General features: G+C 64.4%; 26 protein-coding genes. 20 read left to right on the top strand and 6 right to left on the bottom strand.

Going from position 1 to position 25,917, the window contains the following annotated elements:
- The first annotated feature begins 15 nt into the window (after positions 1–15).
- From dadA to ACKLLE_RS21915, 10 genes are all read left to right on the top strand, one after another.
- Positions 16–1,317, top strand: a complete 1,302-nt coding sequence (gene dadA, locus ACKLLE_RS21960; RefSeq protein ID WP_064303105.1) for a D-amino acid dehydrogenase — start codon at positions 16–18, stop codon at positions 1,315–1,317.
- Entirely contained in the window at positions 1,289–1,642 is a 354-nt protein-coding gene (locus ACKLLE_RS21955) for a RidA family protein (RefSeq protein WP_009396595.1), read from the top strand. Before dadA ends, ACKLLE_RS21955 begins: the two co-directional genes overlap by 29 nt.
- Positions 1,643–1,720: 78 nt before the next feature.
- Entirely contained in the window at positions 1,721–2,794 is a 1,074-nt protein-coding gene (gene alr / locus ACKLLE_RS21950) for an alanine racemase (protein ID WP_064303106.1), read from the top strand.
- Between the two features lie 104 nt (positions 2,795–2,898).
- Positions 2,899–3,447, top strand: coding sequence for a cupin domain-containing protein (locus tag ACKLLE_RS21945; protein WP_009396592.1), 549 nt, complete (start codon positions 2,899–2,901; stop codon positions 3,445–3,447).
- Between the two features lie 160 nt (positions 3,448–3,607).
- The gene (locus tag ACKLLE_RS21940) at positions 3,608–4,012 is read left to right on the top strand and encodes a c-type cytochrome (RefSeq protein WP_009396587.1); all 405 of its coding nucleotides are present in this window, start codon (positions 3,608–3,610) and stop codon (positions 4,010–4,012) included.
- A gap of 188 nt (positions 4,013–4,200) precedes the next feature.
- A complete protein-coding gene (locus ACKLLE_RS21935; protein ID WP_420059061.1) occupies positions 4,201–6,057 on the top strand; it encodes an acetyl-CoA hydrolase/transferase C-terminal domain-containing protein in 1,857 nt (618 codons plus the stop codon).
- A 300-nt stretch (positions 6,058–6,357) separates the two neighbouring features.
- A complete protein-coding gene (locus ACKLLE_RS21930) occupies positions 6,358–7,257 on the top strand; it encodes a TauD/TfdA dioxygenase family protein (RefSeq protein ID WP_064303108.1) in 900 nt (299 codons plus the stop codon).
- 17 nt (positions 7,258–7,274) lie between these two features.
- A complete protein-coding gene (locus tag ACKLLE_RS21925) occupies positions 7,275–8,294 on the top strand; it encodes an ABC transporter substrate-binding protein (RefSeq protein ID WP_064303109.1) in 1,020 nt (339 codons plus the stop codon).
- A gap of 4 nt (positions 8,295–8,298) precedes the next feature.
- Positions 8,299–9,162 (top strand): ABC transporter ATP-binding protein, encoded by an 864-nt coding sequence (locus ACKLLE_RS21920; RefSeq protein WP_009396579.1) that lies wholly within the window; start codon positions 8,299–8,301, stop codon positions 9,160–9,162.
- A gap of 14 nt (positions 9,163–9,176) precedes the next feature.
- Complete coding sequence (locus ACKLLE_RS21915) at positions 9,177–10,043, top strand: ABC transporter permease (RefSeq protein ID WP_009396577.1); 867 nt, start codon at positions 9,177–9,179, stop codon at positions 10,041–10,043.
- A 1-nt stretch (position 10,044) separates the two neighbouring features.
- On the opposite strand, the gene ACKLLE_RS21910 is transcribed toward ACKLLE_RS21915, so the two are convergent.
- On the bottom strand, positions 10,045–11,055 hold the full coding sequence (locus ACKLLE_RS21910; RefSeq protein ID WP_064303111.1) for a helix-turn-helix transcriptional regulator: 1,011 nt from the start codon (positions 11,053–11,055) through the stop codon (positions 10,045–10,047).
- Between the two features lie 208 nt (positions 11,056–11,263).
- Between ACKLLE_RS21910 and ACKLLE_RS21905 the strand changes: the two genes are divergently transcribed.
- The 8 genes from ACKLLE_RS21905 (at position 11,264) to ACKLLE_RS21870 (ending at position 18,396) form a co-directional block, all read left to right on the top strand.
- The gene (locus ACKLLE_RS21905; protein ID WP_064303154.1) at positions 11,264–12,085 is read left to right on the top strand and encodes a tetratricopeptide repeat protein; all 822 of its coding nucleotides are present in this window, start codon (positions 11,264–11,266) and stop codon (positions 12,083–12,085) included.
- A 183-nt stretch (positions 12,086–12,268) separates the two neighbouring features.
- Positions 12,269–12,721, top strand: a complete 453-nt coding sequence (locus tag ACKLLE_RS21900; RefSeq protein WP_064303112.1) for a MarR family winged helix-turn-helix transcriptional regulator — start codon at positions 12,269–12,271, stop codon at positions 12,719–12,721.
- Positions 12,718–14,805 (top strand): FUSC family protein, encoded by a 2,088-nt coding sequence (locus tag ACKLLE_RS21895; RefSeq protein ID WP_420059058.1) that lies wholly within the window; start codon positions 12,718–12,720, stop codon positions 14,803–14,805. Before ACKLLE_RS21900 ends, ACKLLE_RS21895 begins: the two co-directional genes overlap by 4 nt.
- A complete protein-coding gene (locus ACKLLE_RS21890) occupies positions 14,802–15,014 on the top strand; it encodes a DUF1656 domain-containing protein (protein WP_009396566.1) in 213 nt (70 codons plus the stop codon). The genes ACKLLE_RS21895 and ACKLLE_RS21890 overlap by 4 nt, the downstream gene beginning before the upstream one ends.
- A complete protein-coding gene (locus ACKLLE_RS21885; protein ID WP_064303113.1) occupies positions 15,011–15,886 on the top strand; it encodes an efflux RND transporter periplasmic adaptor subunit in 876 nt (291 codons plus the stop codon). The genes ACKLLE_RS21890 and ACKLLE_RS21885 overlap by 4 nt, the downstream gene beginning before the upstream one ends.
- On the top strand, positions 15,883–17,283 hold the full coding sequence (locus ACKLLE_RS21880) for an efflux transporter outer membrane subunit (protein ID WP_420059057.1): 1,401 nt from the start codon (positions 15,883–15,885) through the stop codon (positions 17,281–17,283). Before ACKLLE_RS21885 ends, ACKLLE_RS21880 begins: the two co-directional genes overlap by 4 nt.
- A 169-nt stretch (positions 17,284–17,452) precedes the next feature.
- On the top strand, positions 17,453–17,692 hold the full coding sequence (locus ACKLLE_RS21875) for a DUF2789 domain-containing protein (RefSeq protein WP_009396560.1): 240 nt from the start codon (positions 17,453–17,455) through the stop codon (positions 17,690–17,692).
- 65 nt (positions 17,693–17,757) lie between these two features.
- A complete protein-coding gene (locus ACKLLE_RS21870) occupies positions 17,758–18,396 on the top strand; it encodes a hypothetical protein (protein WP_064303115.1) in 639 nt (212 codons plus the stop codon).
- Positions 18,397–18,399: 3 nt separating this feature from the next.
- Here the strand turns inward: ACKLLE_RS21870 and ACKLLE_RS21865 are convergent, their stop codons facing one another.
- The 5 genes from ACKLLE_RS21865 to ACKLLE_RS21845 all read right to left on the bottom strand — a co-directional run bounded on the left by ACKLLE_RS21865 (position 18,400) and on the right by ACKLLE_RS21845 (position 22,333).
- On the bottom strand, positions 18,400–18,840 hold the full coding sequence (locus ACKLLE_RS21865; protein ID WP_420059056.1) for a CBS domain-containing protein: 441 nt from the start codon (positions 18,838–18,840) through the stop codon (positions 18,400–18,402).
- A gap of 143 nt (positions 18,841–18,983) precedes the next feature.
- Positions 18,984–19,748 carry an L-cystine ABC transporter ATP-binding protein TcyN gene (tcyN, locus tag ACKLLE_RS21860; protein WP_420059055.1) on the bottom strand — a complete coding sequence of 255 codons (765 nt, stop codon included), beginning with the start codon at positions 19,746–19,748 and terminating at the stop codon, positions 18,984–18,986.
- On the bottom strand, positions 19,745–20,419 hold the full coding sequence (tcyL, locus tag ACKLLE_RS21855; protein WP_009396552.1) for a cystine ABC transporter permease: 675 nt from the start codon (positions 20,417–20,419) through the stop codon (positions 19,745–19,747). Before tcyL ends, tcyN begins: the two co-directional genes overlap by 4 nt.
- A complete protein-coding gene (gene tcyJ, locus ACKLLE_RS21850) occupies positions 20,416–21,216 on the bottom strand; it encodes a cystine ABC transporter substrate-binding protein (protein ID WP_009396551.1) in 801 nt (266 codons plus the stop codon). The genes tcyL and tcyJ overlap by 4 nt, the downstream gene beginning before the upstream one ends.
- A 118-nt stretch (positions 21,217–21,334) precedes the next feature.
- Positions 21,335–22,333 (bottom strand): D-cysteine desulfhydrase, encoded by a 999-nt coding sequence (locus tag ACKLLE_RS21845; protein WP_420059054.1) that lies wholly within the window; start codon positions 22,331–22,333, stop codon positions 21,335–21,337.
- A 239-nt stretch (positions 22,334–22,572) separates the two neighbouring features.
- On the opposite strand from ACKLLE_RS21845, the gene epsC reads away from it, so the two are divergent.
- Both epsC and betT read left to right on the top strand, forming a co-directional pair.
- Complete coding sequence (epsC, locus tag ACKLLE_RS21840) at positions 22,573–23,505, top strand: serine O-acetyltransferase EpsC (protein ID WP_009396549.1); 933 nt, start codon at positions 22,573–22,575, stop codon at positions 23,503–23,505.
- A gap of 300 nt (positions 23,506–23,805) precedes the next feature.
- Positions 23,806–25,791 carry a choline transporter BetT gene (gene betT / locus ACKLLE_RS21835; RefSeq protein ID WP_420059053.1) on the top strand — a complete coding sequence of 662 codons (1,986 nt, stop codon included), beginning with the start codon at positions 23,806–23,808 and terminating at the stop codon, positions 25,789–25,791.
- Positions 25,792–25,917 lie beyond the last annotated feature (126 nt).

Genomic DNA, 25,917 nt, shown 5'->3' with positions numbered 1-25,917 from the left:
TCGAGGGTTTACAACATGCGCGTTCTGGTACTCGGTAGCGGTGTGATCGGAACCGCCAGTGCCTACTACCTGGCCCGGCAAGGTTTCGAAGTCGTGGTGGTCGACCGCCAGCCGGCGGTGGCCATGGAAACCAGTTTCGCCAATGCCGGCCAGGTGTCGCCAGGTTATGCCTCGCCCTGGGCCGCGCCGGGCGTGCCGCTGAAAGCCATCAAGTGGTTGCTGCAGCGCCATGCGCCGCTGGCGATCAAGGCCACCGGCGATATCGACCAGTACCTGTGGATGGCGCAGATGCTGCGCAACTGCACCGCCAACCGTTACGCCGTGAACAAGGAGCGCATGGTCCGGCTGTCCGAATACAGCCGCGATTGCCTCGACGAGCTGCGCGCCGAGACCGGCATCGCCTACGAAGGTCGCAGCCTCGGCACCACCCAACTGTTCCGTACCCAGGCCCAGCTCGACAACGCCGCCAAGGACATCGCCGTGCTCGAACAGGCCGGCGTGCCTTACGAGTTGCTGGACCGCGACGGTATCGCCCGGGTCGAGCCGGCCTTGGCCAACGTCTCCGATATCCTCGCCGGTGCCCTGCGCCTGCCCAACGACCAGACCGGCGACTGCCAATTGTTCACCACCCGCTTGGCGGAGATGGCCGTCAAGCTCGGTGTCGAGTTCCGCTTTGGCCAGAACATCCAGCGCCTCGATTTCGCCGGCGATCGCATCAATGGCGTGTGGATCGACGGCAAGCTGGAAACCGCCGACCGCTACGTGCTCGCCCTGGGCAGCTACTCGCCGCAACTGCTCAAGCCGCTGGGCATCAAGGCGCCGGTGTACCCGCTCAAGGGCTACTCGCTGACCGTACCGATCACCAACCCGGACATGGCCCCGACCTCGACCATCCTCGACGAAACCTACAAGGTTGCCATCACCCGCTTCGACAACCGCATCCGCGTCGGCGGCATGGCCGAGATCGCCGGTTTTGACCTGTCGCTGAACCCACGCCGGCGCGAAACGCTGGAGATGATCGTCAACGATCTTTATCCTTTGGGCGGCAACCTGCGCGAGGCCGAGTTCTGGACCGGCCTGCGCCCGACCACCCCGGACGGCACGCCGATCGTCGGCGCGACAGCGTTCCGCAACCTGTTCCTCAATACTGGTCATGGCACCCTCGGCTGGACCATGGCATGCGGCTCGGGTCGCTTGCTGGCCGACCTGATGGCGCGCAAAAAGCCGCAGATCAGCCCCGAAGGGCTCGACATTTCCCGTTACGGATACACTCAGGAGACCGCCAAGCATGGCAATCCAGCGCCAGCTCACCAATGAACGCATGAGCCAGATCGTTGCCCATAACGGCACCGTGTATCTTGCGGGCCAGGTGGGCAACGACATGAACGCCGGGATCGAACAGCAGACCCGGGAAACGCTGGGCAATATCGAGCGCCTGCTGGACCTGGCCGGTACCGACAAGACCCGCCTGCTCTCGGTGACCATCTACCTGAAGGATATCGATGCCGATTTCCAGGGCATGAACGCGGTCTGGGACAAATGGCTGCCCAAGGGCGTGGCTCCTGCCCGGGCCACGGTGCAGAGCAAGCTCTGCGAGCCGGAAATCCTCGTTGAAATGTCCGTGGTCGCTGCGCTCTCGTAACCTTCCTCTCTTCTGCCCGGTGTCGTTGCGGCACCGGGTCTTTTTCATCCACGAACAGACTGCCAGAAGGCTGCCGTCATGCGTCCCGCCCGTGCCCTGATCGACCTCCAAGCCCTGCGACACAACTACCGCCTTGCCCGCCAACTGTCCGGGGCCCGTGCCCTGGCGGTTATCAAGGCCGATGCCTACGGGCACGGCGCGCTGCGCTGCGCCCTGGCCCTGGAGCCGGAGGCCGACGGTTTTGCCGTGGCCTGCATCGAGGAAGCGCTGGCGCTGCGCGAGGTAGGGATCAAGGCACCGGTGTTGCTGCTCGAAGGCTTCTTCGAGGCCAGCGAACTGGAACTGATCGTCCAGCATGACCTTTGGTGCGTGGTGCATTCGCTGTGGCAACTGGAGGCGATCGAGAAGGCCAGCCTGGCCAGGCCGATCCAGGTCTGGCTGAAGATGGACACCGGCATGCACCGCGTCGGCCTGCATCCGCGCGATTACCAGGCGGCTTACCAGCGCCTGCAGGCCAGCGGCAAGGTGGCGAAGATCGTCCTGATGAGCCACTTCGCCCGCGCCGACGAACTGGACAGCAACGCCAGCAACGAGCAGGTCGCGGTATTCGACGCCGCGCGTCAGGGCCTGAAGGCCGAAACCAGCCTGCGCAACTCACCCGCCGTGCTCGGCTGGCCGCAGGTGCCGAGTGACTGGGTGCGGCCGGGCATCATGCTCTACGGTGCTACGCCGTTCGATACCGATCAGGCCGAAGCCGCGCGCCTGCAGCCGGTGATGACCCTGGAATCGAAAGTCATCAGTGTGCGCGAGTTGCCGGCGGGCGAGCCGGTGGGCTACGGCGCACGCTTCGTCAGCCCGCGTCCGACCCGGGTCGGTGTGGTCGCCATGGGCTATGCCGACGGCTATCCGCGCCATGCCCCGACCGGCACGCCGGTGCTGGTGGCCGGCAAGCGTGCCCAGCTGATTGGCCGGGTGTCGATGGACATGCTTTGCATTGATCTCACCGATGTACCCGAAGCCGGCCTCGGCAGTAGCGTGGAGCTGTGGGGCAAGCGCGTCCTGGCCAGCGATGTCGCCAGCCAGGCCGGCACCATCCCCTACCAGATCTTTTGCAACCTGCGGCGGGTGCCTTTGGTCTATACCGGAGAGTAGCGCCATCACTGACGAGCTGCGGGTCGAAGTGTTGTAAATACTGAACGCTGTTGCGATGATGGCGCACATTTCGACCCCCATTCATTCGTCAGGAGGCTCCAGCATTGGACGTCGGTGAACGACTACAAGCCATTCGCAAGATCAGGGGCCTCTCCCAGCGGGAGCTGGCCAAGCGCGCGGGTGTCACCAACAGCACCATCTCGATGATCGAGAAGAACAGCGTGAGCCCTTCGATCAGCTCGTTGCGCAAGGTGCTGAGCGGTATTCCCATGTCGATGATGGAGTTCTTTTCCGAAGACCTGCTGCCGGAGATCCCGACGCAGATCGTCTACAAGGCCCACGAACTGATCGACATTTCGGACGGCGAAGTGACCATGAAGCTGGTCGGCAACGGCCACCCGAGCCGCGCCATCGCCTTCCTCAACGAGATCTACCCGCCGGGCGCCGATACGGGTGAAGAAATGCTCACCCACGACGGCGAAGAGACCGGCATCCTCCTCGAAGGCAGGCTGGAACTGGTAGTCGGCCTGGAAACCTTCATCCTCGAGGCCGGCGACAGCTACTATTTCGAAAGCACCAAGCCACACCGTTTTCGCAACCCCTTCGATGAGCCGGCCCGGCTTATCAGCGCCGCCACCCCGGCGAACTTCTGACAGTCAGGGTGGCGCGGCTGATTGTCGCGGATAAAGCCCTTTATTTAATGTGGTTGTTCCGGTGAGTCAGGGTTCCCGCTATACTTGCGCCGCCTGCGAATCCGTGGCCGCGGGCGTGACTAGCCACCATGAGGGTGTACGTGTGAATCCAATCAAGAAAATGCTGGCTATACCAGCTACCGTAGTGGCCCTTTGGGCAGTCAGTGCCCAGGCTGCAACCAACGACGATATCGCCAAGCGCCTGGAACCGGTCGGTCAGGTCTGCGTCCAGGGCCAGGAATGCAAGGGCATGGAAGTCGTGGCTACCGCAGGTGGCGGCGGCGCCAAGACCCCGGATGAAATCATCGCCAAGCACTGCAACGCCTGCCACGGTTCCGGCCTGCTGGGTGCGCCGAAGATCGGCGATACCGCCGCGTGGAAAGAGCGCGCCGACCACCAGGGTGGTCTGGACGGCATCCTCGCCAAGGCCATTACCGGCATCAATGCCATGCCACCCAAAGGCACCTGCGCCGACTGCTCGGATGACGACCTCAAAGGCGCCATCAAGAAGATGTCCGGCCTGTAGCCTCCGCGCGTCGCGCCTCGAAGCCCGCCTTGTGCGGGCTTCGTCGTTTCCGGGCTGTGCAGTAATTTGCACGTCGCTTCGGTCCAAGCTGTACTCAACGAACCCGACGGAGAGCCGACAGCGTGCGCATCTATTCGATCGAAGCCGCAGTGGACCAGGTGCTGGCGCAATTGCCGGCCCACATTCACATGGGCCTGCCACTGGGCCTGGGCAAGCCCAACCGCTTCGTCAATGCGCTGTATGCCCGGATTCGCGAGCTGCCGGAGCGTCGGCTGACGATATACACGGCGTTGTCGCTCGGCCGCCCCGACCTCGGCGATGGCCTGCAACGGCGCTTTCTCGAACCCTTCGTCGAGCGAATCTTCGCCGACTACCCGGAGCTGGATTACCTGCGCGACCTGCGTGCCAGCCGCCTGCCAGCCAATATCCGCGTCGAACAGTTCTTCATGCAGCCCGGCAGCCTGCTGCACAGCGCGCAGGCGCAGCAGGACTACGTCAGCAGCAACTACAGCCATGCGGCGCGGGACATCAATGCCAAGGGCCTCAACCTGATCGCCCAGATCGTCGCCGAGGATGGCGAGCGGCCCGATCACCTGAGCCTGAGCTGCAACCCCGACATCACCCTCGACCTGCTGCCGATGATCGAGCGCCGCCGCGCTGCCGGTGAAACCATCCTCCTGCTCGGCCAGGTACATGCCGGGCTGCCCTATATGCCGGGCGCCTCCGAGTTGAGGCGCGAAGACTTCGACCTGCTGATCGACGAGCCCGAGCGGACCCGACTGTTTTCCACGCCGAACATGCCGGTCAGCACCCAGGATCATCTGATCGGCGTGTACGCCAGCACCCTGGTGCGCGATGGCGGCACGCTGCAGATCGGCATCGGCGCCATGGGCGATGCGCTGACTGCGGCCTTGCTGGCCCGGCAGGCGGACAACGAAGCCTACCAGGCGCTGCTCGGCGAGTTGCACCTGGGGCGCTGGCATGGGCTGATCGAGCGCGAGGGCGGGGTGATGCCTTTCGCCAGGGGGCTTTATGGTTGCAGCGAGATGCTGGTCAACGGCCTGCTGGCGTTGTTCGAGGCGGGCATCATCCGCCGCCCGGTATACCCCGATGCGGTGCGTCAGCAGGCGGCCAACGCGGGCGCGGCGGACAGCGAGGACGGCGTGCTGGTGCATGGCGGTTTCTTCCTCGGGCCGCAGGCCTTCTATCAGCGGCTGCGCGACATGCCGCTGGCCCTGCGCAAGCGCATCGACATGGGCGCCATCAGCTTCATCAACGAGCTGTATGGGCAGGAAGCGCTGAAGCGCCTGCAGCGCCGCGATGCGCGCTTCATGAACACGGTGTTCACCATGACCCTGATGGGCGCCGGGGTGGCCGACCAACTGGAGGACGGGCGGGTGCTCAGCGGTGTCGGTGGGCAATACAACTTCGTCGCCCAGGCGCACGCGCTGGAGGGTGCGCGTTCGGTTCTGCTCCTGCGTTCGTGGCGCGAAGCGGGCGGTGAGGTGAGTTCGAATATCGTCTGGGACTATGGCCACTGCACCATTCCCCGGCACCTGCGCGATGTGGTGGTGACCGAATATGGCATCGCCGATCTGCGCGGGCAGACCGACGCCGAGGTGATCGCCCGGCTGCTGGCGATCAGTGATTCACGCTTCCAGCCGCAGTTGCTGGCGCAGGCGAAGAAGGCCGGGAAGTTGCCGGAGGGCTTCGAGCTGGACCCGCGTTACTGCGACAACACCCCGGAGCGCCTGGAGGCTTTGCGCGGGCGGCATGCGCGGCTGTTCCCGGAGTATCCGCTGGGGTGTGATTTCACGGCCGAGGAGCGGGACCTGCTGCGGGCGCTGAACTGGCTGAAGAGCAAATTCAAGCTCAGCGAAGCGCTGGAACTGGGCAAGGCGGCGCTGGACGCGCCTCCGGCGGAAGACTGGTCGGCGCAGTTGGCGCGGATGGGGCTGGAAAAGCCGGAGGGGTTGAAGGAGGAGGTGTACCAGCGGCTGGTGCTGGCGGGGTTGCAGGCTACCGCACCATACCGGACTTACTGACGGATCGCGGACCCTGTGGGAGCGGGTTCACCCGCGATAGCGGTAGTGGCTTCTCAAACGCTATCGCGGGTGAATCGGAGCGCCGAACCGCCGCTCCCACAGGGTCCGCGTGATCCTAAGAAAGCTGACTATTCTTATTTCCTAAAGGTATTTAAATAATTTTTCTTATGCCTTTATAGTCGACCCTCTGCGTACCTGCCGACCAATCGGCGCGCCGCACGAACACGAACCAACACGGCGAAACCGTGAGTTTCTGATCGACGCGCGCTCCATTGGACGCGCTCTTCGCGGGAGTTAAACATGTCAGCGGCCTCCAACGCCTTGTCGTCCATCGACAGCGCACAGCAGCAACACTTCGAGATCCGGCCTTTCGACGGCGCAGTCGGCGCCGAGATCATTGGCCTGGACCTGGCGCAACCGGTGAATGGCGAAGACTTCGCCAGGATCCACCGGGCCCACCTCGACCATCATGTCCTGGTCTTCCGCGACCAGCGCATCACCCCGGAACAACAGATTGCCTTCAGCCGTCGCTTCGGCGTGCTGCAGATCCATGTACTCAAGCAGTTCCTGCTGGCCAATCATCCGGAAATCCTCATCGTCTCCAACATCGTCGAGAACGGCCAGAACATCGGCCTCGGCGATGCCGGCAAGTTCTGGCACTCGGACCTGTCCTACAAGGAACTGCCGAGCCTGGGGTCGATGCTGCATGCCCAGGAACTGCCCAGTGAAGGCGGCGATACCTTGTTCGCCGATATGCACAAAGCCTGGGACGGCCTGCCGGAAGCATTGCGCAAGGCGGTCGAAGGCCGTCAGGCGGCGCATTCCTACACCGCGCGCTACAGCGAGACCAAGTTCGAAGGCAATTGGCGCCCGACCTTGACCGCCGAGCAACTGGCCCAGGTGGCCGAAGTCATCCATCCCGTGGTGCGCACCCATCCGGAAAACGGGCGCAAGGCGCTGTTCGTCAGCGAAGGTTTCACCACCCGCATCGTCGGCCTGCCCGAGGATGAAAGCCGGCAGATCCTCGCCGAGCTGTACGCCCACAGCGTGCTTGAGCAGAACATCTACCGCCATCAGTGGCAGCCCCATGACCTGGTGTTCTGGGACAACCGCTCGCTGATCCACCTTGCCACCGGCTGCCCGGCGCACCTGCGTCGCAAGCTGTACCGCACCACTATCCAGGGCGACGCCCCGTTCTGATCCGTCGAGGACTCATCATGCGCAAGACTCTCAGCCGCCTCGCGGCCGGTATCGGCCTGAGCGCCAGCCTGATCGCCGGCAGCCTCGTCGCTCCGGCCACGGCCCAGGCCGAAGGCGAAATCCGTATCGCCGAACAGTTCGGCATCGTTTACCTGTTGCTCAACGTGGTCCGTGACCAGAACCTGATCGAGAAGCACGGCAAGGAACAAGGCATCGATATCAAGGTGGACTGGACCCAGCTTTCCGGTGGCGCCGCGACCAACGACGCGCTGCTTTCCGGCTCGGTGGATATCGTCGGTGCCGGCGTCGGCCCGCTGCTGACCATCTGGGACCGCACCTACGGCCGGCAGAACGTCAAGGCCGTGGCTTCGCTCGGCAACTTCCCGTACTACCTGCTGAGCAGCAACCCGAACGTGAAAACCATCGCCGACATCAGCGAGAAAGACCGCATCGCCTTGCCTGCGGTGGGTGTCTCGGTGCAGTCGCGCTTCCTCCAGTACGCCGCGGCCCAGCAGTGGGGCGACAAGGAGTACAACCGTCTCGACAAGTACACCCTGGCCGTTCCGCACCCGGACGCCACTGCCGCGCTGCTCGCCGGCGGCACCGAGCTCAACGGTCACTTCTCCAACCCGCCGTTCCAGGAGCAGGCACTGGCCAACAAGGACGTGCATGTCGTTCTCGACACCTATGAACTGCTCGGCCCCAACTCGCCGACCGTGCTGTTCACCACCGAGAAATTCCGCAAGGACAACCCGAAAACCTACAAGGCCTTCGTCGATGCCCTCGCCGAAGCGGCGGATTTCGCCCAGAAGGACAAGGCTGCGGCGGCTGACACCTATATCCGCGTGACCAAGGCCAAGATCAGCCGCGACGAGCTGCTGAAGATCATCGACAACCCGAAGTACGAATTCACCATTACGCCGAAGAACACCTACAAGCTGGCGGAGTTCCTCTACCGCGTCGGTGCGATCAAGCACAAACCCGAGTCGTGGAAGGACTACTTCTTCCAGGATGAAAAGCCGCTTCAGGGGAGCTGAGTTCATGACCGCCCAACTGCAAGGCCACACGGCCAGCAAGCTGAGCCGAGTAGACACCCCACCGTTGTTGCAGGTGGACAACCTCAGCCTGGAATACCGCACCGCGCAGCGCGTGGTGCGGGCCACCCACCAGGTCAGTTTCGAAGTGGACAAGGGCGACCGCTTCGTCCTGCTCGGGCCCTCGGGCTGCGGCAAGTCCACCTTGCTCAAGGCGGTCGGCGGCTTCATCGCGCCGAGCGAAGGCAGCATTCGCCTGCAAGGGCAAGCGGTGCATGGCCCGGGTCCGGACCGCATCGTGGTGTTCCAGGAATTCGACCAATTGCCGCCCTGGAAGACGGTGAAGCAGAACGTCATGTTTCCGCTGCTGGTCTCGGGCACCCTCAAGCGCGCCGAGGCCGAGCAGCGCGCCCTGGAATACCTGGAGAAGGTCGGCCTGGCGGCTTTCGCCGACGCCTATCCGCACACGCTTTCCGGAGGCATGAAGGCGCGGGTGTCGATCGCCCGGGCCCTGGCCATGCAGCCGAAGATCCTGCTGATGGACGAACCCTTCGCCGCCCTGGACGCCCTGACCCGGCGCAAGATGCAGGAAGAGCTGCTGGCGCTGTGGGAGGAGGTGCGCTTTACCCTGCTGTTCGTCACCCACTCCATCGAGGAAGCGCTGGTGGTGGGTAACCGCATTCTCCTGCTGTCGCCCCATCCAGGCCGGGTGCGCGCCGAGATCCACAGCCATCAGTACGACCTGCACAGCCTCGGCGGCGCCGACTTCCAGGCCAGCGCGCGGCGTATCCACAGCCTGCTGTTCGAAGACGGCCAGGCGCCGGTCGCCGATGCCGAACTGGGTTTCACCGATATCCGTATCGCCTACTGACCGGGAGCCTTGTCATGACGATCCAATCTTCCCCGCGTCGGGAATACGAAATTGCCCTGCAGCCATGGGACGGCGTCGCGCTGGAGCGCGAGCTGCCGCTGGTCCAGCGCTTGTGGCAACACGGCTGGCTGCGCAAGAGCGTGATCCTGCTGTTGATCGCCATCCTCTGGGAAGCCGCCGCCCGCTACCAGGGCAACGACCTGCTGCTGCCGACCTTCCTGCAAACCGCCCAGGCCCTGTGGGACGGCATGATCAGCGGCGAGTTGCCGGCCAAGGTCGGCGTGTCGCTGGTGGTGCTGGTCAAGGGCTATGTACTGGGCATCATCCTCGCCTTCGGCCTCACCAGCCTGGCGGTTTCGACCCAGTTCGGCCGTGACCTGCTCGGCACCCTGACCTCGATGTTCAACCCGCTGCCGGCCATCGCCCTGCTGCCGCTGGCGCTGCTGTGGTTCGGGCTGGGCGAGAACAGCCTGATCTTCGTCCTGGTGCATTCGGTGCTGTGGGCGCTGGCGCTGAATACCTACGCGGGGTTCCTCGGGGTCAACGAGACGCTGCGCATGGCCGGGCGCAACTACGGCCTGCGCGGGCTGCGCCTGGTGTTGCATATCCTGGTGCCGGCGGCGCTGCCGTCGATTCTTTCCGGGTTGAAGATCGGCTGGGCCTTCGCCTGGCGCACGCTGATCGCCGCCGAGCTGGTGTTCGGCGCTACCAGCGGCAAGGGCGGGCTGGGCTGGTACATCTTCCAGAACCGCAACGAGCTGTACACCGACAAAGTCTTCGCCGGGCTGGCGGTGGTGATCCTGATCGGCCTGCTGGTGGAAGGCCTGGTGTTCAACGCGCTGGAACGCGTGACCGTGCGCCGCTGGGGCATGCAGCGCTGAATCAGTCTTGCTGATACGCCGCCGCCGCATTGCTCAGGGTCTGCGAGATCAACTGGCGCAAGGCCGGCGGCTGCTCCACCACCAGCTCATCGCCCTGGCTCAGCAGCCACCAGCGCAGGCTCCAGCTATTGCTGACCGTGGCCTGGAGGCGATGACCGTGTTCCAGGTCGGTCAGTTGCATGTCCGGTGACAACGGCGTCTCCTGCATGCGTCGGGCGAGGTTGTCGCTGATCCAGGCCTGCAGCTCGATCTTCTCCGCGCTGCCGAACTGCAGGGCATCGCTGCGCAGGTAGGCTTGCAGGTCGAAGTCGTCCAGGCCCAGGGCCGGGCTGTCCAGCACGCTCAAGTGGCGGAAACGGTGCACGGCGAACTGGCGGATATCGCTGTAGGGCTGGGCCGTGGCGATCAGGTAGGCGACCTGGCCGCGCTGGATCAGGGCCAGCGGATTGAGGGTCAGGTCGACGGTGCGATCGTTATGCGCCGAGTAATACAGGCCCTGCAACTGATGCTCGTCGAGCAGCGCCTTTTGCACCGTTTCAAGGATGTTGTCCGGCACCTCGGGCGCGCGCATGTTCATCTCCGGCCGCACACTGGCGACCTTGTCCAGCCAGCGCGCGGCCTTGTTTTGCGCCGACAGGGTTTCGAGCTTTTGCCGGGCATGGGCGAAGCGGGCATCCAGGCCCTTGAGCATGCTGCCGGGTAGCAGCGGCCGCACGGCTTCCTCCACCAGCGCCAGGCTCAGTGCTTCGCTGACGCTCAGGCCACGCAACTCTACGCAGGCATTCGCTGCCCAATACCAACCATAGGGAATGCTGCGGTCGTTGCGCTCCAGCGGAAAGATCAACGAAAGCTCGTTGAGATCGCGCTCGATGCTGCGCTTGCTGATGGTGAAGCCGGCGTCCTTCAGGCGCATCACCAGCTCCGCGCTGGTGATGCCCGGCGAGCGGCTGGGCAACTGGCGCAGCAATTCCCATTGACGACTGAGGGTGGCGCGTGTGGTAGCGGAGGGCAAAACGGTGAGTCCTTGTCTAGGCTTGCGGCAAAAGCAGGGTATTCGCCACATGATATGGCAATTTGCCATTAATTTATCCATTCAAGGATGAACCGTTGAATCGCTCCGACGAACGTGTTCGCGACAGGTTTTGTCGTGACGCTGCGCACAATCACGCCTCAACGCCCAGAAGGAAGCCAAGAAGGAGGGCGGTTCCATGAGGATGAACATGTCTGCTGCCAGCAATATCTATTCTCTGCTCGGGCGCCTGTTGCCGGAGCGTGTGATGCCAGCGCCCGGGCCTGCCCGTGTGCGGCGGCTCTACAGCGGTGTCGGCATGCCGGCGCAGCGCGCGGCGTTGGGGGAAAGCTTCAGCCTGGTCAGCCTGCTGGACGAAGCGCACGACCTGCAGACGGTGTATGCCGACCTGCGCAGGCAGGCATTGGATGGCAGCGTGGCGGCGCTCAACGACCTTGGCTGGATCTGGCTCAACGGCCGTTACTGGCGCGCCGATCCGGTGCTGGCCGGGCACCTGCTGCGCATGGCGGCGTTGCAGGGCAGTGCGGTGGCCTGGTTCAACCTCGGCCAGCAGCACTACTTCGGCAAGGGTGTGCAGGTCGCCTATGCCAACGCCGCCGAGTACTACCGGCATGCCTTCGAGGCGGGGCTGGCGGAGGCAGCGGCGGCGCTGGGAGACCTGTACGAGGAAGAGGTCTGCGACAGCGACAGCGACTCCAACCCCTGGCAGATGGACCCGCGACAAGCCTATGAATGGTTCATGCGTGGCGCGCAGCGCGGAGATGCCCGGTGTCGCTTCGAGGCGGGGTATCGCTTGCTGCACGGGCTCCAGGTGGACAAGGACAGCCGTGCCGGGGTGTATTGGCTGGAGCTGGCGGCGGTGGCCGGAGTGATGCAGGCGGCGGAAGAGCTGGCCCTGCATTTCCAGACCGCAGGCAATGAGCTGCGCTACCTGTTCTGGCGCGACCAGGCGATCGGCCTGGGCAGCCCGCTGGCGTTGGCGATGAAGGTCGAGGATCAGTTGCGTACCTAGCAAGAACACCGTGGTCCCTGTGGGAGCGGGTTTACCCGCGATTGCAATAGTGAATTCACCATCGCAATCGCGGGTAAACCCGCTCCCACAGGTACGCGTAGATCGGTATCTCTCCCAGACGGCTATTGACGCTCCCGCACCTTCGAAGGATATTAATAGTTAGCAAACTATGAATATTCCCCGATGAAGCTCGAAGCACTGCAAATGAACACCAGCAGCGGCATGGTCATGGCCAGCCGCAGTTGGCGACGCATCTGCCAGACCACCCTGGCGCGCTTTGGCATCAGCGAGGCCTGCGCCGTACCGCTGCTGATGATCCTGCGCCTTGGTGACGGTGTGCATCAGGTCGCGGTGGCCCAGGCGGTGGGGGTGGAAAGCCCGTCGCTGGTGCGTCTGCTCGACCAGTTGTGCAGCGCCGGTTATGTCCGGCGCTGCGAAGATCCAGGCGACCGCCGGGCCAAGGCCCTGTCCCTGACCGACGAAGGCCGCAGCCTGGCCGAAGCCATCGAGGGCGAATTGGTGCGCCTGCGTCGCGACGTGCTCAAGGACGTCTGCGCGGCAGACCTGGAGGCCACCCTGCGCGTGGTCAAGGCCTTCGAAGAGGCGGCGCAACGTTCGCCGGGCCTGCCCCTGTGAAGCACTTCTTCAGCTCGATGCCGCCCGCGCGCGACTGGTTCTACGGTGTGCGCACCTTCGCCGCATCGATGATCGCCTTGTACATCGCCCTGCTCCTGCAATTGCCACGACCTTACTGGGCGATGGCGACTGTCTATATCGTCTCCAGCCCTTTTGTCGGGCCGACCAGTTCCAAGGCCCTGTACCGTGCCGTTGGCACCTTGCTCGGCGCCGCCGGGGCGGTGTTCCTGGTGCCGCTGCTGGTTCAGGCGCCGGTGTTGCTGACCCTGGCCGTGGCCCTGTGGACCGCGACCCTGCTGTTCCTCTCCCTGCACCTGCGCACCGCCAACAGCTACACCCTGATGCTGGCCGGCTACACCCTGCCGATGATCGCCCTGCCGGTGGTGGACAATCCCCAGGCGGTGTTCGACATCGCTTCGTCCCGGGCCCAGGAAATCTGCCTGGGTATCGTCTGTGCAGCGGTGGTCGGTGCGGTGTTCTGGCCGCGCCGCTTGACCCCGGTGTTCGTTGGCGCCACCGGCAACTGGTTCGGCAGCGCCATCGGCTACTGCGACATCTTTCTTGCCCGCAATGTGCCTGCCGACAACGTGGCGGGCCTGCGCGGCTCGATGGTGGCGACCTTCAATACCCTGGAAATGATGATCGGCCAGCTATCCCACGAAGGCGCGCGGCCACAGACGGTGAAGAACGCCCGCGAGCTGCGTGGGCGCATGATCCACCTGCTGCCGGTGGTCGATGCCCTGGATGACGCCTTGCTCGCCCTCGAAGGCCGTGCACCGGAGCAGGCCGCGCAACTGGAGGGGCTTCTTGCACAGGCGCGCGAATGGCTGAAGAGTACCGCGACGCAAGCCCCGGTAGCACGCTGGGCGGCCCTGCGCGACCAGCTCGAACGCCTGCAGCCCAGCGTCGCCGAACTCGACCAGCGCCCCGGGCTGCTGCTGTCCAACGCCCTTTACCGCCTCGGTGAATGGATCGACCTGTGGCAGGACTGCTGCAGCCTCAAGCACGCCATCGCCAATGAGGACCTTTCGCCCTGGCGCGCGGTGTATCGCCATTGGCGCCTGGGCCGCCTGACGCCTTTCTTCGATCGCGGCCTGATGCTGTATTCGGTGTTTTCCACCTTCAGTGCCATCGCCGTGGCCACCGGCCTGTGGATCGCCCTGGGCTGGGCCGATGGCGCCAGCGCGGTGATCCTCGCGGCAGTGGCGTGCAGCTTCTTCGCCGCCATGGACGACCCGGCACCGCAGATCTACCGCTTCTTCTTCTGGACCACCCTGTCGGTGGTGTTCGCCAGCCTGTATCTATTCCTGGTCCTGCCCAACCTGCATGACTTCCCCATGCTGGTGCTGGCCTTCGCCGTGCCCTTCATCTGCGTCGGCACCCTGACCGTGCAGCCGCAGTTCTACCTCGGCACCTTGCTGACCATCGTCAACACCGCCTCCTTCATCAGCATCCAGGGTGCTTACGACGCGGATTTCCTCGCCTTCGCCAATGCCAATATCGCCGGCCCGGTGGGCCTGCTGTTCGCCTTTATCTGGACCCTGGTGATGCGCCCGTTCGGCGTCGAGCTGGCGGCCCGGCGCCTGACCCGCTTCAGTTGGCGCGACATCGTCGGCATGACCCGCCCAGCCACCCTCGCTGAACACCGCCGCCTCGGGGTGCAGATGCTCGACCGCCTGATGCAGCACCTGCCACGCCTGAGCCAGACCGGCCAGGACAGCGGCGCGGCCCTGCGGGACCTGCGCGTGGGCCTTAACCTGCTGGACCTGCTCGCCTACCTGCCACGGGCAACCCCGGAGCCTCGGGCGGCGCTGGAAAACGTCATCGAGGAAGTCGGCGGCCACTTCCAGGCCTGCCTTGACGCCGGCGAGCGCCAGCACGCCCCGGCTGTGTTGCTGGGCAGCATGGAAAGGGCCCGACGCGCCCTCAATCTCGACGCCATGGAAGGCTGCGCCGAAGCGCGCCTGCATTTGCTCCATGCCCTCAGCGGCCTGCGCCTGGCACTGCTGCCGGGTGTGGAGGTTGTGCTGGAGCCCGATCCGCAATCGCAACTGCCCTATGGCCTCGACGGAGCACCCCTGTGATCGGTGAATTGGATATCAGCGGGGTATTCCTGCCCACGCTGCTGGTGATGATGCTAGTCAGCTACCTGCTGTTCCTCGGCATCCACGCGGTGCTCAACCGCCTGCATTTCTACCGCCTGGTCTGGCACCGGGCGTTGTTCAACGTTGCGCTCTACGCCGTGCTCCTTGGCACGCTGGACCACTTTTGCCGAAGCCTGATGCTGCCATGAAGAAACCGTTTTTGACCCTGGGCCGTGTCGTCCTGACACTGTTGGTTGTGACCCTGGCGACCGTGCTGGTCTGGCAGATGGTCCTGTACTACATGTTCGCCCCCTGGACCCGCGACGGGCATATCCGTGCCGACGTGATCCAGATCGCTCCCGATGTCTCCGGCCTGATCCAGGAAGTCGCGGTGCGCGACAACCAGCCGATCAAGCGTGGCGACGTGCTCTTCACCATCGACCAGGACCGCTTCCGCCTGGCCCTGCGCCAGGCCCAGGCGACCCTGGCCGAGCGCAAGGAAAGCCTGGCCCAGGCCCAGCGCGAAGCCCGGCGCAACAAGGGCCTGGGCAACCTGGTCGCCGCCGAGCAACTGGAAGAGAGCCAGTCGCGCCAGGCCCGCGCCCAGTCGGCGCTGGACGAGGCCCAGGTGGCCGTGGATGCGGCGCAGCTCAACCTTGACCGTTCGGTGGTCCGCAGCCCGGTCAACGGCTACCTCAACGACCGCGCGCCGCGCGCCCACGAGTTTGTCAGCGCCGGGCGTCCGGTACTGGCGGTGGTGGACAGCGAGTCGTATCACGTCGATGGCTACTTCGAGGAAACCAAGCTCTCCGGCATCCATGTCGGGCAGGCCGTGGATATCCGCGTGATGGGCGACAACACCCGGCTGCGCGGCCATGTGCAGAGCATCGTTGCCGGTATCGAGGACCGTGACCGCAGCAGCGGCGCCAACCTGTTGCCCAACGTCAACCCGGCGTTCAGCTGGGTACGCCTGGCGCAACGGATTCCGGTGCGCATCGCCTTCGACGAAGTACCGGCGGACTTCCGCCTGATCGCCGGACGCACCGCCACGGTGTCGATCATCGAGGACACCCGGCCATGAAAAGGCTGTCGCTGCTTGGCTTGAGCCTGCTGCTCTCGGCCTGCCAGATGGTCGGGCCGGATTACCGGTTGCCGGATAAGGCCGCCTTCAATCGTAATGACCTGCAAGGACAACTGCGCGCCGACGCCGACAGCGTGGTTTCGGCGCCGGTGCCGAAGGACTGGTGGCGGCTGTATCGTGACGAGCGCCTGGATGCCCTGGTCAACCAGGCGCTGGCGGCCAACAGCGAACTGCGCGTGGCAGCGGCGAACATCGCCCGGGCCCGGGCGCAGGTCGAGGAAGCCGAGGCGCAAGGCGGCTTCAACGGTGGCGTCAAGCTCGGCGCGCAACGCCTGCAGGAGTCCGGCGAGGCCTTCCTGCTGGCGGACAAGGTGCCGGTGGCGAACATCGGCGAGGCGATCATCAGCGCGTCCTACCAGTTCGACCTGTGGGGCACATTGAAGCGTGGCGTCGAGGCGGCCCAGGCCAATGCCGACGCCGTGCAGGCCGCGGCAGATACCGCGCGAATCACCGTGGTGGCCGATGTGGTGCGGGCCTATACCCAGGTCTGCGCGGCCAACGAGGAATATCACATCGCCCGCGAATCGCTGGACCTGCAGGACCAGAGCGTCAGCCTGACCCGGCGCCTGCGTGATGCCGGGCGTGGCGATGAAACCCAGGTGACCCGTACCGAGACCCGCTTCAAGTCGCTGCGCGCCGAGTTGCCGCGCTACCAGGCGGCGCGGGACGCGGGGCTGTACACCTTGTCGATGCTGCTGGCCAAACCGGTTGATCAACTGCCGGCGGGGACTGCCGATTGCGCCGAGCTGCCGCATATCGCCCGGGTGTTGCCGGTGGGTGACGGCGCCGCGTTGCTCAAACGGCGCCCGGACGTACGCCGGGCCGAGCGCATGCTGGCGGCGTCCACCGCGACCATCGGCGTGGCGACCGGGCAGTTGTATCCGGATATCAGCATCGGCGCGCAGGTGGGCACCATCGGTATCCTGGAAAACCTCGGCAAGCCGGCAACCAACCGCTGGGGCTTCGGCCCGCTGCTGACCTGGACGGTGCCGACCAATGGCTCGCGGGCGCGGATCCGCGAAGCCGAGGCCGGCACCCAGGCGGCGCTGGCCAACTTCGACGGCGTGGTGTTGAACGCCATACGCGAAACCCAGACCAGCCTGTCGCAGTACAGCGCGCTGCTGGACCGGCGCGATGCGCTGGAAGAGGCGGAGCGTTCGGCGAAGCTGGCGGCGGACCAGACGCACCGGTTCTACCAGGCCGGACGGGCGTCGTTCCTCGCGGATTTGGAGGCGACCCGGACCTATACCGATATGCGCGCGCAACTGGCGACGGCGAATACCCAGGTGGCGAAGGGGCAGATCGGGTTGTTCCTGGCGCTCGGTGGTGGCTGGTAGATCGCAGGGCTGCAGGCTGGTCCAGAACCCTGTGGGAGCGGGTTTACCCGCGATTACGTCAGTGGCCCCACCATCGCAATCGCGGGTGAACCCGCTCCCACAGGGTTCACCTAAACTTTCACTCCTCCAGGCAATCAATCCCTTATCAACCCGCCCAAAGGAGTGCCACATGGACCTGTCCCACCACGAATTCTCCGCCTTGTTCGAGCAACTCGGCCTGCCTTCCGATGCCACCAGCATCCAGCAGTTCCTCACCAGTCACTCCCCGCTGAAGAACGAAATCAAGCTGGTCGATGCGCCGTTCTGGAGCGATGCCCAGCGCGCCTTCCTCAAGGCCGAATACATCGCCGATTCGGACTGGATCATGACCATCGATCAACTCAACGTGGCCCTCAGAAATAAACGCTGAGCGGCACCCTATGAGCTTCATTGGCGTTGCTATGCTCAGAAAAAAACAACAAGGGGACAGCGCCAATGAAAGACCCCTATGCCGTCGGCTTCTGGGCAGCCGTTGCCGCCCTGGGCCTGCTGACCGCCGGTTATTTCTACGGGGTCAGGGAAGTCCACCAGCTCGATCAGGCCCGCCAGTTCCTTTACGGAGCCGCCGGCCTGATCGCTGCCCTCGCCCTGAGCGCGCTGGCGTGGATTCGCTGGCAGTTGCTGAAGACGCGAAGACGCCAGCTGGAACAGGGACGAACGCTGGTCGCCATCTGGAACACCAAGGTTGCCCTGCGCCGCGTCGAAACCGTGTTCGACCGCTATTTCTGGGGCAGTTACTGGCAGCCGGGGCGGACCTTCCAGGAAGTGATGGGCGAGCTTGAAGGCACGCCGCTGGAGCGCAGCCTCGAAGCGCTCAAGGCGCAGTGCCAGGAGCTCGACCAGGAAACCCACGACCGCCACCGTCATTGGCTGAACAACGCCCGCGAGCTGTCCAGCGTGGCCACGGCCATGGCCCGCGAGCGCTACCAGCTCGACCTGTGCGACTCGCAGCAAAGCTCGCGACGCGGTGCTGCGGTGCTCAACCGCGACCTCGAGGTGCTGGTGTACACCTGGTCGGCGCGGTTGCGCAGTTTCGATCATCAGCTCGATGAGCTCGAAGGCGAGTACCGCTAGTTATCACTCGCCGCGGATATAGCCTTCCAGCTGGCGAATCAGATCGGCCTGCTCGGCGATGGCTTCCTTGACCAGGTCGCCGATCGACAGCAGGCCGAGCAGTTTGCCGTCTTCCACCACCGGCAGGTGGCGCAGGTGGCTGTTGGTCATCATGTTCATGCAGGTGTCGACGTTCTGATGGGAGTTCACGGTGATCACCGGTGAGCTCATGATCTCGCGTACTTCGGTACCCACCGATGAGCGCCCCTTGAGCACCATCTTGCGCGCGTAATCGCGCTCGCTAACGATGCCCACCACTTCGCCACCCTCGACCACCGGCAACGCGCCGACGTTTTTCTCTGCCATCACCATCAGAGCCTCGAGCACCGTCTGGTGCGGCGCGATGGTGTAGACCTGATCGGTATGCTGCGACTTCAACTTCAATAGCTGTGCCACGGTTTTCATTGTGGGCCCTCTGCGTGGGGTGGTGTTGGTAAGGCAGATACCCACAAGAATCGTGCACGACCGCGGAACGGGCAAGGCGGATTGCGGCATCGAGGCCATTGAAAAACGTCATCGCCAGGTTTTTCCCGGCCTGCTCCGTGTTTTCAGCCCTGGCTGGCGCTGTTCGCGCCGAGGATCTTGCCGAGGAACTGTTTGGTCCGTTCGTGCTGCGGGTTGGCGAACAGCGCCTTGGCTTCGCCCTGTTCGACGATCACGCCCTTGTCGAAGAAGATCACCCGGTTGGCCACGTCGCGGGCGAAATTCATTTCGTGGGTAACGATGATCATCGTGCGTTTTTCCCTGGCGAGGTCGCGGATGGTCGCCAGCACTTCGCCGACCAGTTCCGGGTCGAGGGCCGAGGTGGGTTCGTCGAAGAGGATCACCTGGGGCTCCATCGCCAGCGCGCGGGCGATGGCCACGCGCTGTTGCTGGCCGCCGGACAGGCGCCGCGGATAGGCGTCTTCCTTGCCCGCCAGGCCGACCTTGGCCAGCAGTGACCGCCCCAGTGCCGCCGCCTGTTCGTGGGGTGTTTTCTTCACGATCAACGGACCTTCGATCACGTTTTCCAGCGCGGTGCGATGGGGAAACAGATTGAAGTTCTGGAACACGAATCCGATCTGCTGGCGCAGGCGGCGGATCAGCCCGCCCTGCTGCTTGAGCGGGCGGCCGGCGTCGATCTGCACATCACCGACCTGGATGGTGCCGCCGTCCGGGGTTTCCAGCAGGTTCAGGCAGCGCAGGAAGGTGGTCTTGCCCGAACCGCTGGGGCCGATGATAGCGATGACTTCCCCGGGCTCGACGGTCAGGTCGATGTCCTTGAGCACGGCGTGATCGTTGAAATGCTTGTTCAGGCCTTGCACGCGGATCATCGTTGCGGCTCCTGGTCATGCCGGTTGACCCGGGCCTCCATGCGGTGCTGGAAGTGGGCGAGGATGCTGCAAAGGATCCAGTAGATCACCGCCACGGCCAGGTACATGGTGAACACCTCGAAGGTGCGCGCGGTGATCAACTGCGCCTGGCGGAACAGCTCGGGTACCTGGATGGTGGCGGCCAGGGCGGTGTCCTTGACCAGCGAGATAAAGCTGTTGCCCAGCGGCGGCAGGGCCGTGCGCAGCGCCTGGGGCAGGATCGCCCGACGCATCGCCTGGGTGCGGGTCATGCCGATGCTGGCGGCGGCTTCCCATTGGCCGCGGTCGATCGAGGAGATCGCCGCGCGCAGGATTTCGCAGATATAGGCGGCCATGTTCAGCGACAGGCCGATCAGCGAAGCCGGGATCGGATCGAGTTCGATACCGATCTGCGGCATGCCGAAGTAGATCACGAACAATTGCACCAGCAGCGGCGTGCCGCGGAAGAACGACACGTAGATGCGCGCCAGCCAGTCCAGCGGGGGGATCTTCGACAGGCGCATCAACGCCAGGGCGAAGCCCAGGATCAGGCCGAAGAACATCCCGCCGACGCTGAGCAATACGGTGTAGCCAGCGCCCTTCAGCAGGAAGGGCGTGGAGTCGGCAACCAGTTGCAGGCTTTCAGCGATCATTTGGTGACATCAGCACCGAAGTATTTCTCCGACAGCTTGGCCAGCGTGCCGTCGGCGCGCAGCTTGTCCAGGGCCTTGTTGATCGCCTCGAGCAGCTCCGGCTCGCCCTTGCGCAGGGCCACGCCCGATTCCAGGCGGGAGAAGGCGGCGCCGGCCAGTTCGGTGTCCTTGGCCTTTTGCGCATATTCCAGTGCGGCCAGGCGATCGATCAGGATCGCGTCGATGCGCCCGTTGCGCAGGTCGGCGAACTTGCTCGGATCATCCTCGTAGGTGCGCACGTCGGCTTGCGGCACGGCCTGTTTCACCCATTGCTCGTAGTTGGTGCCCAGGCCCACACCGACCTTCTTGCCGGCCAGGTCGGCGGCGGCATTGATGTTCAGGTCAGCAGCTTTCTTCTTCAGGATCAGCGCCTGGATACCGGAAACGGTGTAGGGCTCGGAGAAGTCGTATTTCTTCTTGCGCTCGTCGGAGATGGTCACCTGGTTCACCACCACGTCGAGACGCTTGGACTCCAGGGCGGCGAGAATCCCGTCCCACTTGGTCGGCTGGACCTTGGCCTTGACGCCCAGCTCCTTGGCCAGGGCTTCCGACAGCTCTACCTCGAAGCCGGTCAGCTTGCCGTTCTCGTCGACGAAGCTGAACGGTGGGTAGGTGCCTTCCAGGCCGACGTTGATCACGCCCTTGTCCTTGATGGTCTGCAGCTGCTCGCCGGCCACTGCCTGGCCGAGCAGGCTGGCACCCAGCAGAATGCCCGCGCCGACACCGAGAATGCGTTTGGTGAAAACGGAAATCGTCATGCCCTGTCCCCAGTCTTGTTGTGAAAGTGGTGGTGACTATAAGAGCGCGCTCTATAGGCCTGAAAATAATAAAAAGTAATTCTCATATTCTTTTCAGGCTTATGCGTCTGCGCCGGTCTCAGCGTGTATAGACATCAGGGTAGGCGAATAATGCCGGCGCCCCGCCCGTGTGCAGAAAAATCAGTGGACCTTCGTCGAAGCGTTGCCGGGCGATGCCGTCGAGCAGCCCGGCCATGGCCTTGCCGGTATACACCGGGTCGAGCAGGACGCCTTCCTGGCTGGCCAGCAGGCGGATCGCGGCGAGGCCGCCGGCATTGGCTTCGCCGTAGCGGGGCGCGTAGTACTCGTCCCACAAGTTGACCTTGAAGGTGTTTGGCAGTTGTACGCCGAGCAGCTCGGCGGTGCGTTCGGCCAGAGCCTGGACCTTGGGTTTCTGGGCTTCTTCGCTGCGCGAAACGGTGATGCCGATCACCGGCAGGTCGGGCAGGCGCTCGGCCAATGCCAGGGCCAGGCCGGCATGGGTGCCGGCGCTGCCGGAGGCGAGGACCACGCCGGCAAAGCGCTGGCCGCTCTGTTCGATCTGCGCGGCCAGCTCCAGCCCGGCGCGCACGTAGCCCAGGGCGCCGAGGGCATTGGAGCCGCCGATGGGCACCAGGTACGGCTTGCGGCCGCTGGCATGCAGGCGCACGCCGAGGGCCTGGAGCTGCTCGTCGGCATTGTCGAGGTTGTCGACCAGCTCGACCTTGGCATCGAACAGCTCCAGCAACCGGCGGTTGCCGTTCTCCAGGTACTCGGTGGAATCGGTGCCGGTGGGGTTTTCCAGCAGCGCCACGCAACCGAGGCCGAGACGGGCGGCGAGGGCAGCGGTCTGGCGTACATGGTTGGACTGGATCGCGCCGGCGGTGACCAGGGTATCCGCGCCCTTGGCCAGGGCGTCGGCGCCGAGGTATTCGAGCTTGCGCAGCTTGTTGCCGCCGAGGGCGAGGGGCGTGAGGTCGTCGCGCTTGAGGTAGATCTCGCGCCCGGCCCAGGCCGACAGGCGCTGGAGCTTTTCCAGCGGGGTCGGGGTACCGAGCAGTTCCAGGCGATTGAAGCGGGACAGCTGTCGTTCGATCATGGGCTTGGTCAGTTGTAGGAAAATTCGAGCATAAGCAGTGATCGACTCACGGACAACCGTGCTGCCGATCGCTGGCTTGCCAGCGATTTGGGGCCACCCCGGTATTCCTGCTTATGCATGGCATATAGCCAACCGTCATAACAGGGTATTTTTTCCAGCCCCCGTCCATGACGTAGAGTGCTGGACAGGAGAGCGGCATTCCCCTACCAGTCCCATGCCGCCGAGCAGGAGAAACAACCGTGAGCGACAACGCGCAGTCCGGGTATTGGCAATTGAATTCCATCGTCGGCCAGCTTCGTTCGGCCCGCGATGAGTGGCGCACCCGCAATGGCCGCAGCAGCGGTGAGCAGGGCGGACGCGAGCTGCCGTCGCGCGAGGCGGTCAGGCAGATCCTCGAACAACTCTGTGGTGCGCTGTTCCCCATGCGCCTGGGCCCGGTGGATCTGCGCGAGGAAAGCGAAGATTTCTATGTCGGCCACACCCTCGACTCGGCGCTGACCTCGCTGCTCGCCCAGGCCCGCTTGGAACTGCGTTACGCCGCGCGCCATGACAAGCAGGATGACGCGGATGTCGATGCCAGGGCGCTGCGCCTGATCCAGGAGTTCGCCGCAGCCCTGCCGGCCATGCGCGTGCTGCTCGACACCGACGTACTGGCCGCCTTCCACGGTGACCCGGCGGCACGCAGCGTCGACGAAGTGCTGCTGTGCTATCCCGGCGTCCTGGCGATCATCCATCACCGTCTCGCCCATCACCTCTACCGCGCCGGGCTGCCACTGCTGGCGCGGATCAGTTCCGAGCTGGCGCATTCCATCACCGGGATCGACATCCACCCGGGCGCGCAGATCGGCCCGAGCTTCTTCATCGACCATGGCACCGGCGTGGTGATCGGCGAAACCGCGATCATCGGCGAGCGCGTGCGCATCTACCAGCACGTCACCCTGGGCGCCAAGCGCTTCCCCGAGGATGAATGCGGCAAGCTGCAGAAAGGCCATCCTCGCCACCCGATTGTCGAGGATGACGTGGTGATCTATGCCGGGGCCACCATTCTCGGGCGGATCACCATCGGCAAGGGCTCGACCATTGGCGGTAACGTCTGGCTGACCCGCAGCGTGCCGGCCGAAAGCAATATCACCCAGGCCAACCTGCAGTCGGACGAGGGCGCGCAGAAGTAATACACACCCCTCACTGACTGGAATGGGGACCCTGTGGGAGCGGGTTCACCCGCGATTGCGATAGTGGGTTCACTACAGCAATCGCGGGTGAACCCGCTCCCACAAGTTTTTCGGTGTGCTTGTCAGAAATTTCCCAGTCCAGTAGTCAGCCATAGGTCGCCTCGAATCCCGATCCATGTTTAACTTGAACGCTTGTTCAAATTAAAAACGCTGGTCCGCTGCCGGTGTTCAACAGGAGGATCTGCCTTTGCTGAACCCGTTCAACCCCACCGCTCCTTGTTCCTGCGGGGTACTTCAACGATGAATGCCTCGTCCAGGATCCGTATGAACCCTCCGGTGTTCTACTTCGCCGCCACCTTCATTCTGCTGTTCGCCCTGACCGTCATCGCCAACCCGCAGGCCGCTGGCGAGTGGCTGCTGGCCGCGCAGAACTGGGCGGCGCATACCGTCGGCTGGTACTACATGCTGGCCATGACCCTGTACCTGGTGTTCGTGGTGGTCACCGCGCTGTCCGGCTACGGCAAGATCAAGCTTGGTGCCGACCATGACGAGCCCGAGTTCAGCTATCTGTCTTGGGCCGGCATGCTGTTCGCCGCAGGGATCAGCATCACCTTGTTCTTCTTCTGTGTCTCCGAACCCCTGACCCACCTGATGCAGCCGCCCCAGGGCGAAGCCGGCACGGTGGAGGCGGGGCGTCAGGCGATGCAGGTGCTGTTCCTGCACTGGGGCCTGCATGGCTGGGGCGTATTTGCCTTCGTCGGCATGGCCCTGGCCTATTTCGCCTACCGTCACAACCTACCGTTGGCCCTGCGCTCGGCGCTGTATCCGCTGATCGGCAAGCGCATCAACGGGCCGATCGGCTACGCGGTGGATGGTTTCGGCATCATCGCCACGGTGTTCGGCCTCGGTGCCGACATGGGTTTCGGCGTGCTCCACCTCAATTCCGGGCTCGACTACCTGTTCGGTATCGCCCACACCCAATGGATACAGGTCGCGCTGATCGCCCTGATGATGGGCGCTGCGGTGATGGTGGCTGTCGCCGGTGTGGAGAAGGGCGTGCGGGTGATGTCCGACATCAACCTGTTCCTCGCCTGCGCGCTGCTGCTGTTCGTGCTGTTCGCCGGCCCCACCCAGCACCTGTTCAACACCCTGATCCAGAACCTTGGCGACTACCTCGCGGTGTTGCCGCGCAAGAGCTTCGACGTGTATGCCTACAACCAGTCCAACGACTGGCTGGGCAACTGGACGGTGTTCTACTGGGCCTGGTGGATTGCCTGGGCGCCCTTCGTGGGGCTGTTCATCGCGCGGATTTCCCGGGGCCGGACCATTCGCGAGTTCGTCTTCGGCGTGCTGTTGATCCCGCTCGGCTTCACCCTCGCGTGGATGTCGATCTTCGGCAACAGTGCCCTGACCCAGGTGCTCGACCACGGCATGACCGCGCTGGCCGACTCGGCCATCGAGAATCCGTCGATGACCCTGTACCTGCTGCTGGAAACCTACCCGTGGAGCAAGGTGGTGATCGCCGTCACCGTGTTCATCAGCTTCGTCTTCTTCGTCACCTCGGCCGACTCCGGCACCGTGGTGCTTTCGACGCTCTCGGCCAAGGGCGGCAGCACCGACGAGGACGGGCCGAACTGGCTGCGCGTGTTCTGGGGCGTGATGACCGCGCTGGTCACCAGCGGGCTGCTGTTCGCCGGCAGCATCGACTCCTTGAAGTCCGCGGTGGTGCTCACCTCGTTGCCGTTCTCGGTGATCCTGCTGGCGATGATGTGGGGCCTGCACAAGGCGTTCTACCTGGAATCACAGCGGCAGATCGCGCAGATGCACTCGCTGGCGCCGTTCGCCAGCTCGCGCCGTGGCAAGGGCGGCTGGCGCCAGCGCCTGAGCCAGGCGGTGCACTTCCCGTCGCGCGACGAGGTGTATCGCTTCATGGACGACGTAGTGCGCCCGGCGATTGCCGAGGTGACCGAGGTCTATGCGGAAAAGGGGCTGAGCGTCATCACCCAGGAGGATCCGAGTCACGACAATGTCAGCCTGAAGATCGGCCATGGCGAGGAGCAGCCGTTCCTCTACCAGGTGCAGATGCGCGGGTACTTCACGCCGTCCTTCGCCCTGGCCGGGCTGGGTACCCAGGAACTGAAGAACCGCCGCTACTACCGCGCCGAGGTGCATCTGGCCGAGGGTAGCCAGGACTATGACCTGATGGGCTACAGCAAGGAGCAGATCATCAACGACATCCTCGACCAGTACGAGCGGCATTTGCAGTATCTGCATCTGGTGCGCTAGCAGCGCGGTCTGTGGGAGTCCGCCCAGCCTTTAACGGTTCTAAGGCAGGACGCGGACCCTGTGGGAGCGGGTTCACCCGCGATTGCTATGGTGACTTCACTAATGCAATCGCGGGTGAACCCGCTC

Origin of the sequence: Pseudomonas bharatica, assembly GCF_048586865.1 — a bacterium.
GTDB classification, from domain to species: domain Bacteria; phylum Pseudomonadota; class Gammaproteobacteria; order Pseudomonadales; family Pseudomonadaceae; genus Aquipseudomonas; species Aquipseudomonas bharatica.
The sequence above is the reverse complement of the archived record's forward strand: the minus strand, read 5'-3'. Positions and strand labels throughout refer to the sequence as shown.

Coding starts and splice junctions, on each gene's coding strand:
- dadA (WP_064303105.1), top strand. CDS start 16: ATGCGCGTTCTGGTACTCGGTAGCGGTGTGATCGGAACCGCCAGTGCC.
- ACKLLE_RS21955 (WP_009396595.1), top strand. CDS start 1,289: ATGGCAATCCAGCGCCAGCTCACCAATGAACGCATGAGCCAGATCGTT.
- alr (WP_064303106.1), top strand. CDS start 1,721: ATGCGTCCCGCCCGTGCCCTGATCGACCTCCAAGCCCTGCGACACAAC.
- ACKLLE_RS21940 (WP_009396587.1), top strand. CDS start 3,608: ATGCTGGCTATACCAGCTACCGTAGTGGCCCTTTGGGCAGTCAGTGCC.
- ACKLLE_RS21935 (WP_420059061.1), top strand. CDS start 4,201: ATGGGCCTGCCACTGGGCCTGGGCAAGCCCAACCGCTTCGTCAATGCG.
- ACKLLE_RS21930 (WP_064303108.1), top strand. CDS start 6,358: ATGTCAGCGGCCTCCAACGCCTTGTCGTCCATCGACAGCGCACAGCAG.
- ACKLLE_RS21925 (WP_064303109.1), top strand. CDS start 7,275: ATGCGCAAGACTCTCAGCCGCCTCGCGGCCGGTATCGGCCTGAGCGCC.
- ACKLLE_RS21920 (WP_009396579.1), top strand. CDS start 8,299: ATGACCGCCCAACTGCAAGGCCACACGGCCAGCAAGCTGAGCCGAGTA.
- ACKLLE_RS21915 (WP_009396577.1), top strand. CDS start 9,177: ATGACGATCCAATCTTCCCCGCGTCGGGAATACGAAATTGCCCTGCAG.
- ACKLLE_RS21905 (WP_064303154.1), top strand. CDS start 11,264: ATGTCTGCTGCCAGCAATATCTATTCTCTGCTCGGGCGCCTGTTGCCG.
- ACKLLE_RS21900 (WP_064303112.1), top strand. CDS start 12,269: ATGAAGCTCGAAGCACTGCAAATGAACACCAGCAGCGGCATGGTCATG.
- ACKLLE_RS21885 (WP_064303113.1), top strand. CDS start 15,011: ATGAAGAAACCGTTTTTGACCCTGGGCCGTGTCGTCCTGACACTGTTG.
- ACKLLE_RS21880 (WP_420059057.1), top strand. CDS start 15,883: ATGAAAAGGCTGTCGCTGCTTGGCTTGAGCCTGCTGCTCTCGGCCTGC.
- ACKLLE_RS21875 (WP_009396560.1), top strand. CDS start 17,453: ATGGACCTGTCCCACCACGAATTCTCCGCCTTGTTCGAGCAACTCGGC.
- ACKLLE_RS21870 (WP_064303115.1), top strand. CDS start 17,758: ATGAAAGACCCCTATGCCGTCGGCTTCTGGGCAGCCGTTGCCGCCCTG.
- ACKLLE_RS21865 (WP_420059056.1), bottom strand. CDS start 18,840: ATGAAAACCGTGGCACAGCTATTGAAGTTGAAGTCGCAGCATACCGAT.
- tcyN (WP_420059055.1), bottom strand. CDS start 19,748: ATGATCCGCGTGCAAGGCCTGAACAAGCATTTCAACGATCACGCCGTG.
- tcyL (WP_009396552.1), bottom strand. CDS start 20,419: ATGATCGCTGAAAGCCTGCAACTGGTTGCCGACTCCACGCCCTTCCTG.
- tcyJ (WP_009396551.1), bottom strand. CDS start 21,216: ATGACGATTTCCGTTTTCACCAAACGCATTCTCGGTGTCGGCGCGGGC.
- ACKLLE_RS21845 (WP_420059054.1), bottom strand. CDS start 22,333: ATGATCGAACGACAGCTGTCCCGCTTCAATCGCCTGGAACTGCTCGGT.
- betT (WP_420059053.1), top strand. CDS start 23,806: ATGAATGCCTCGTCCAGGATCCGTATGAACCCTCCGGTGTTCTACTTC.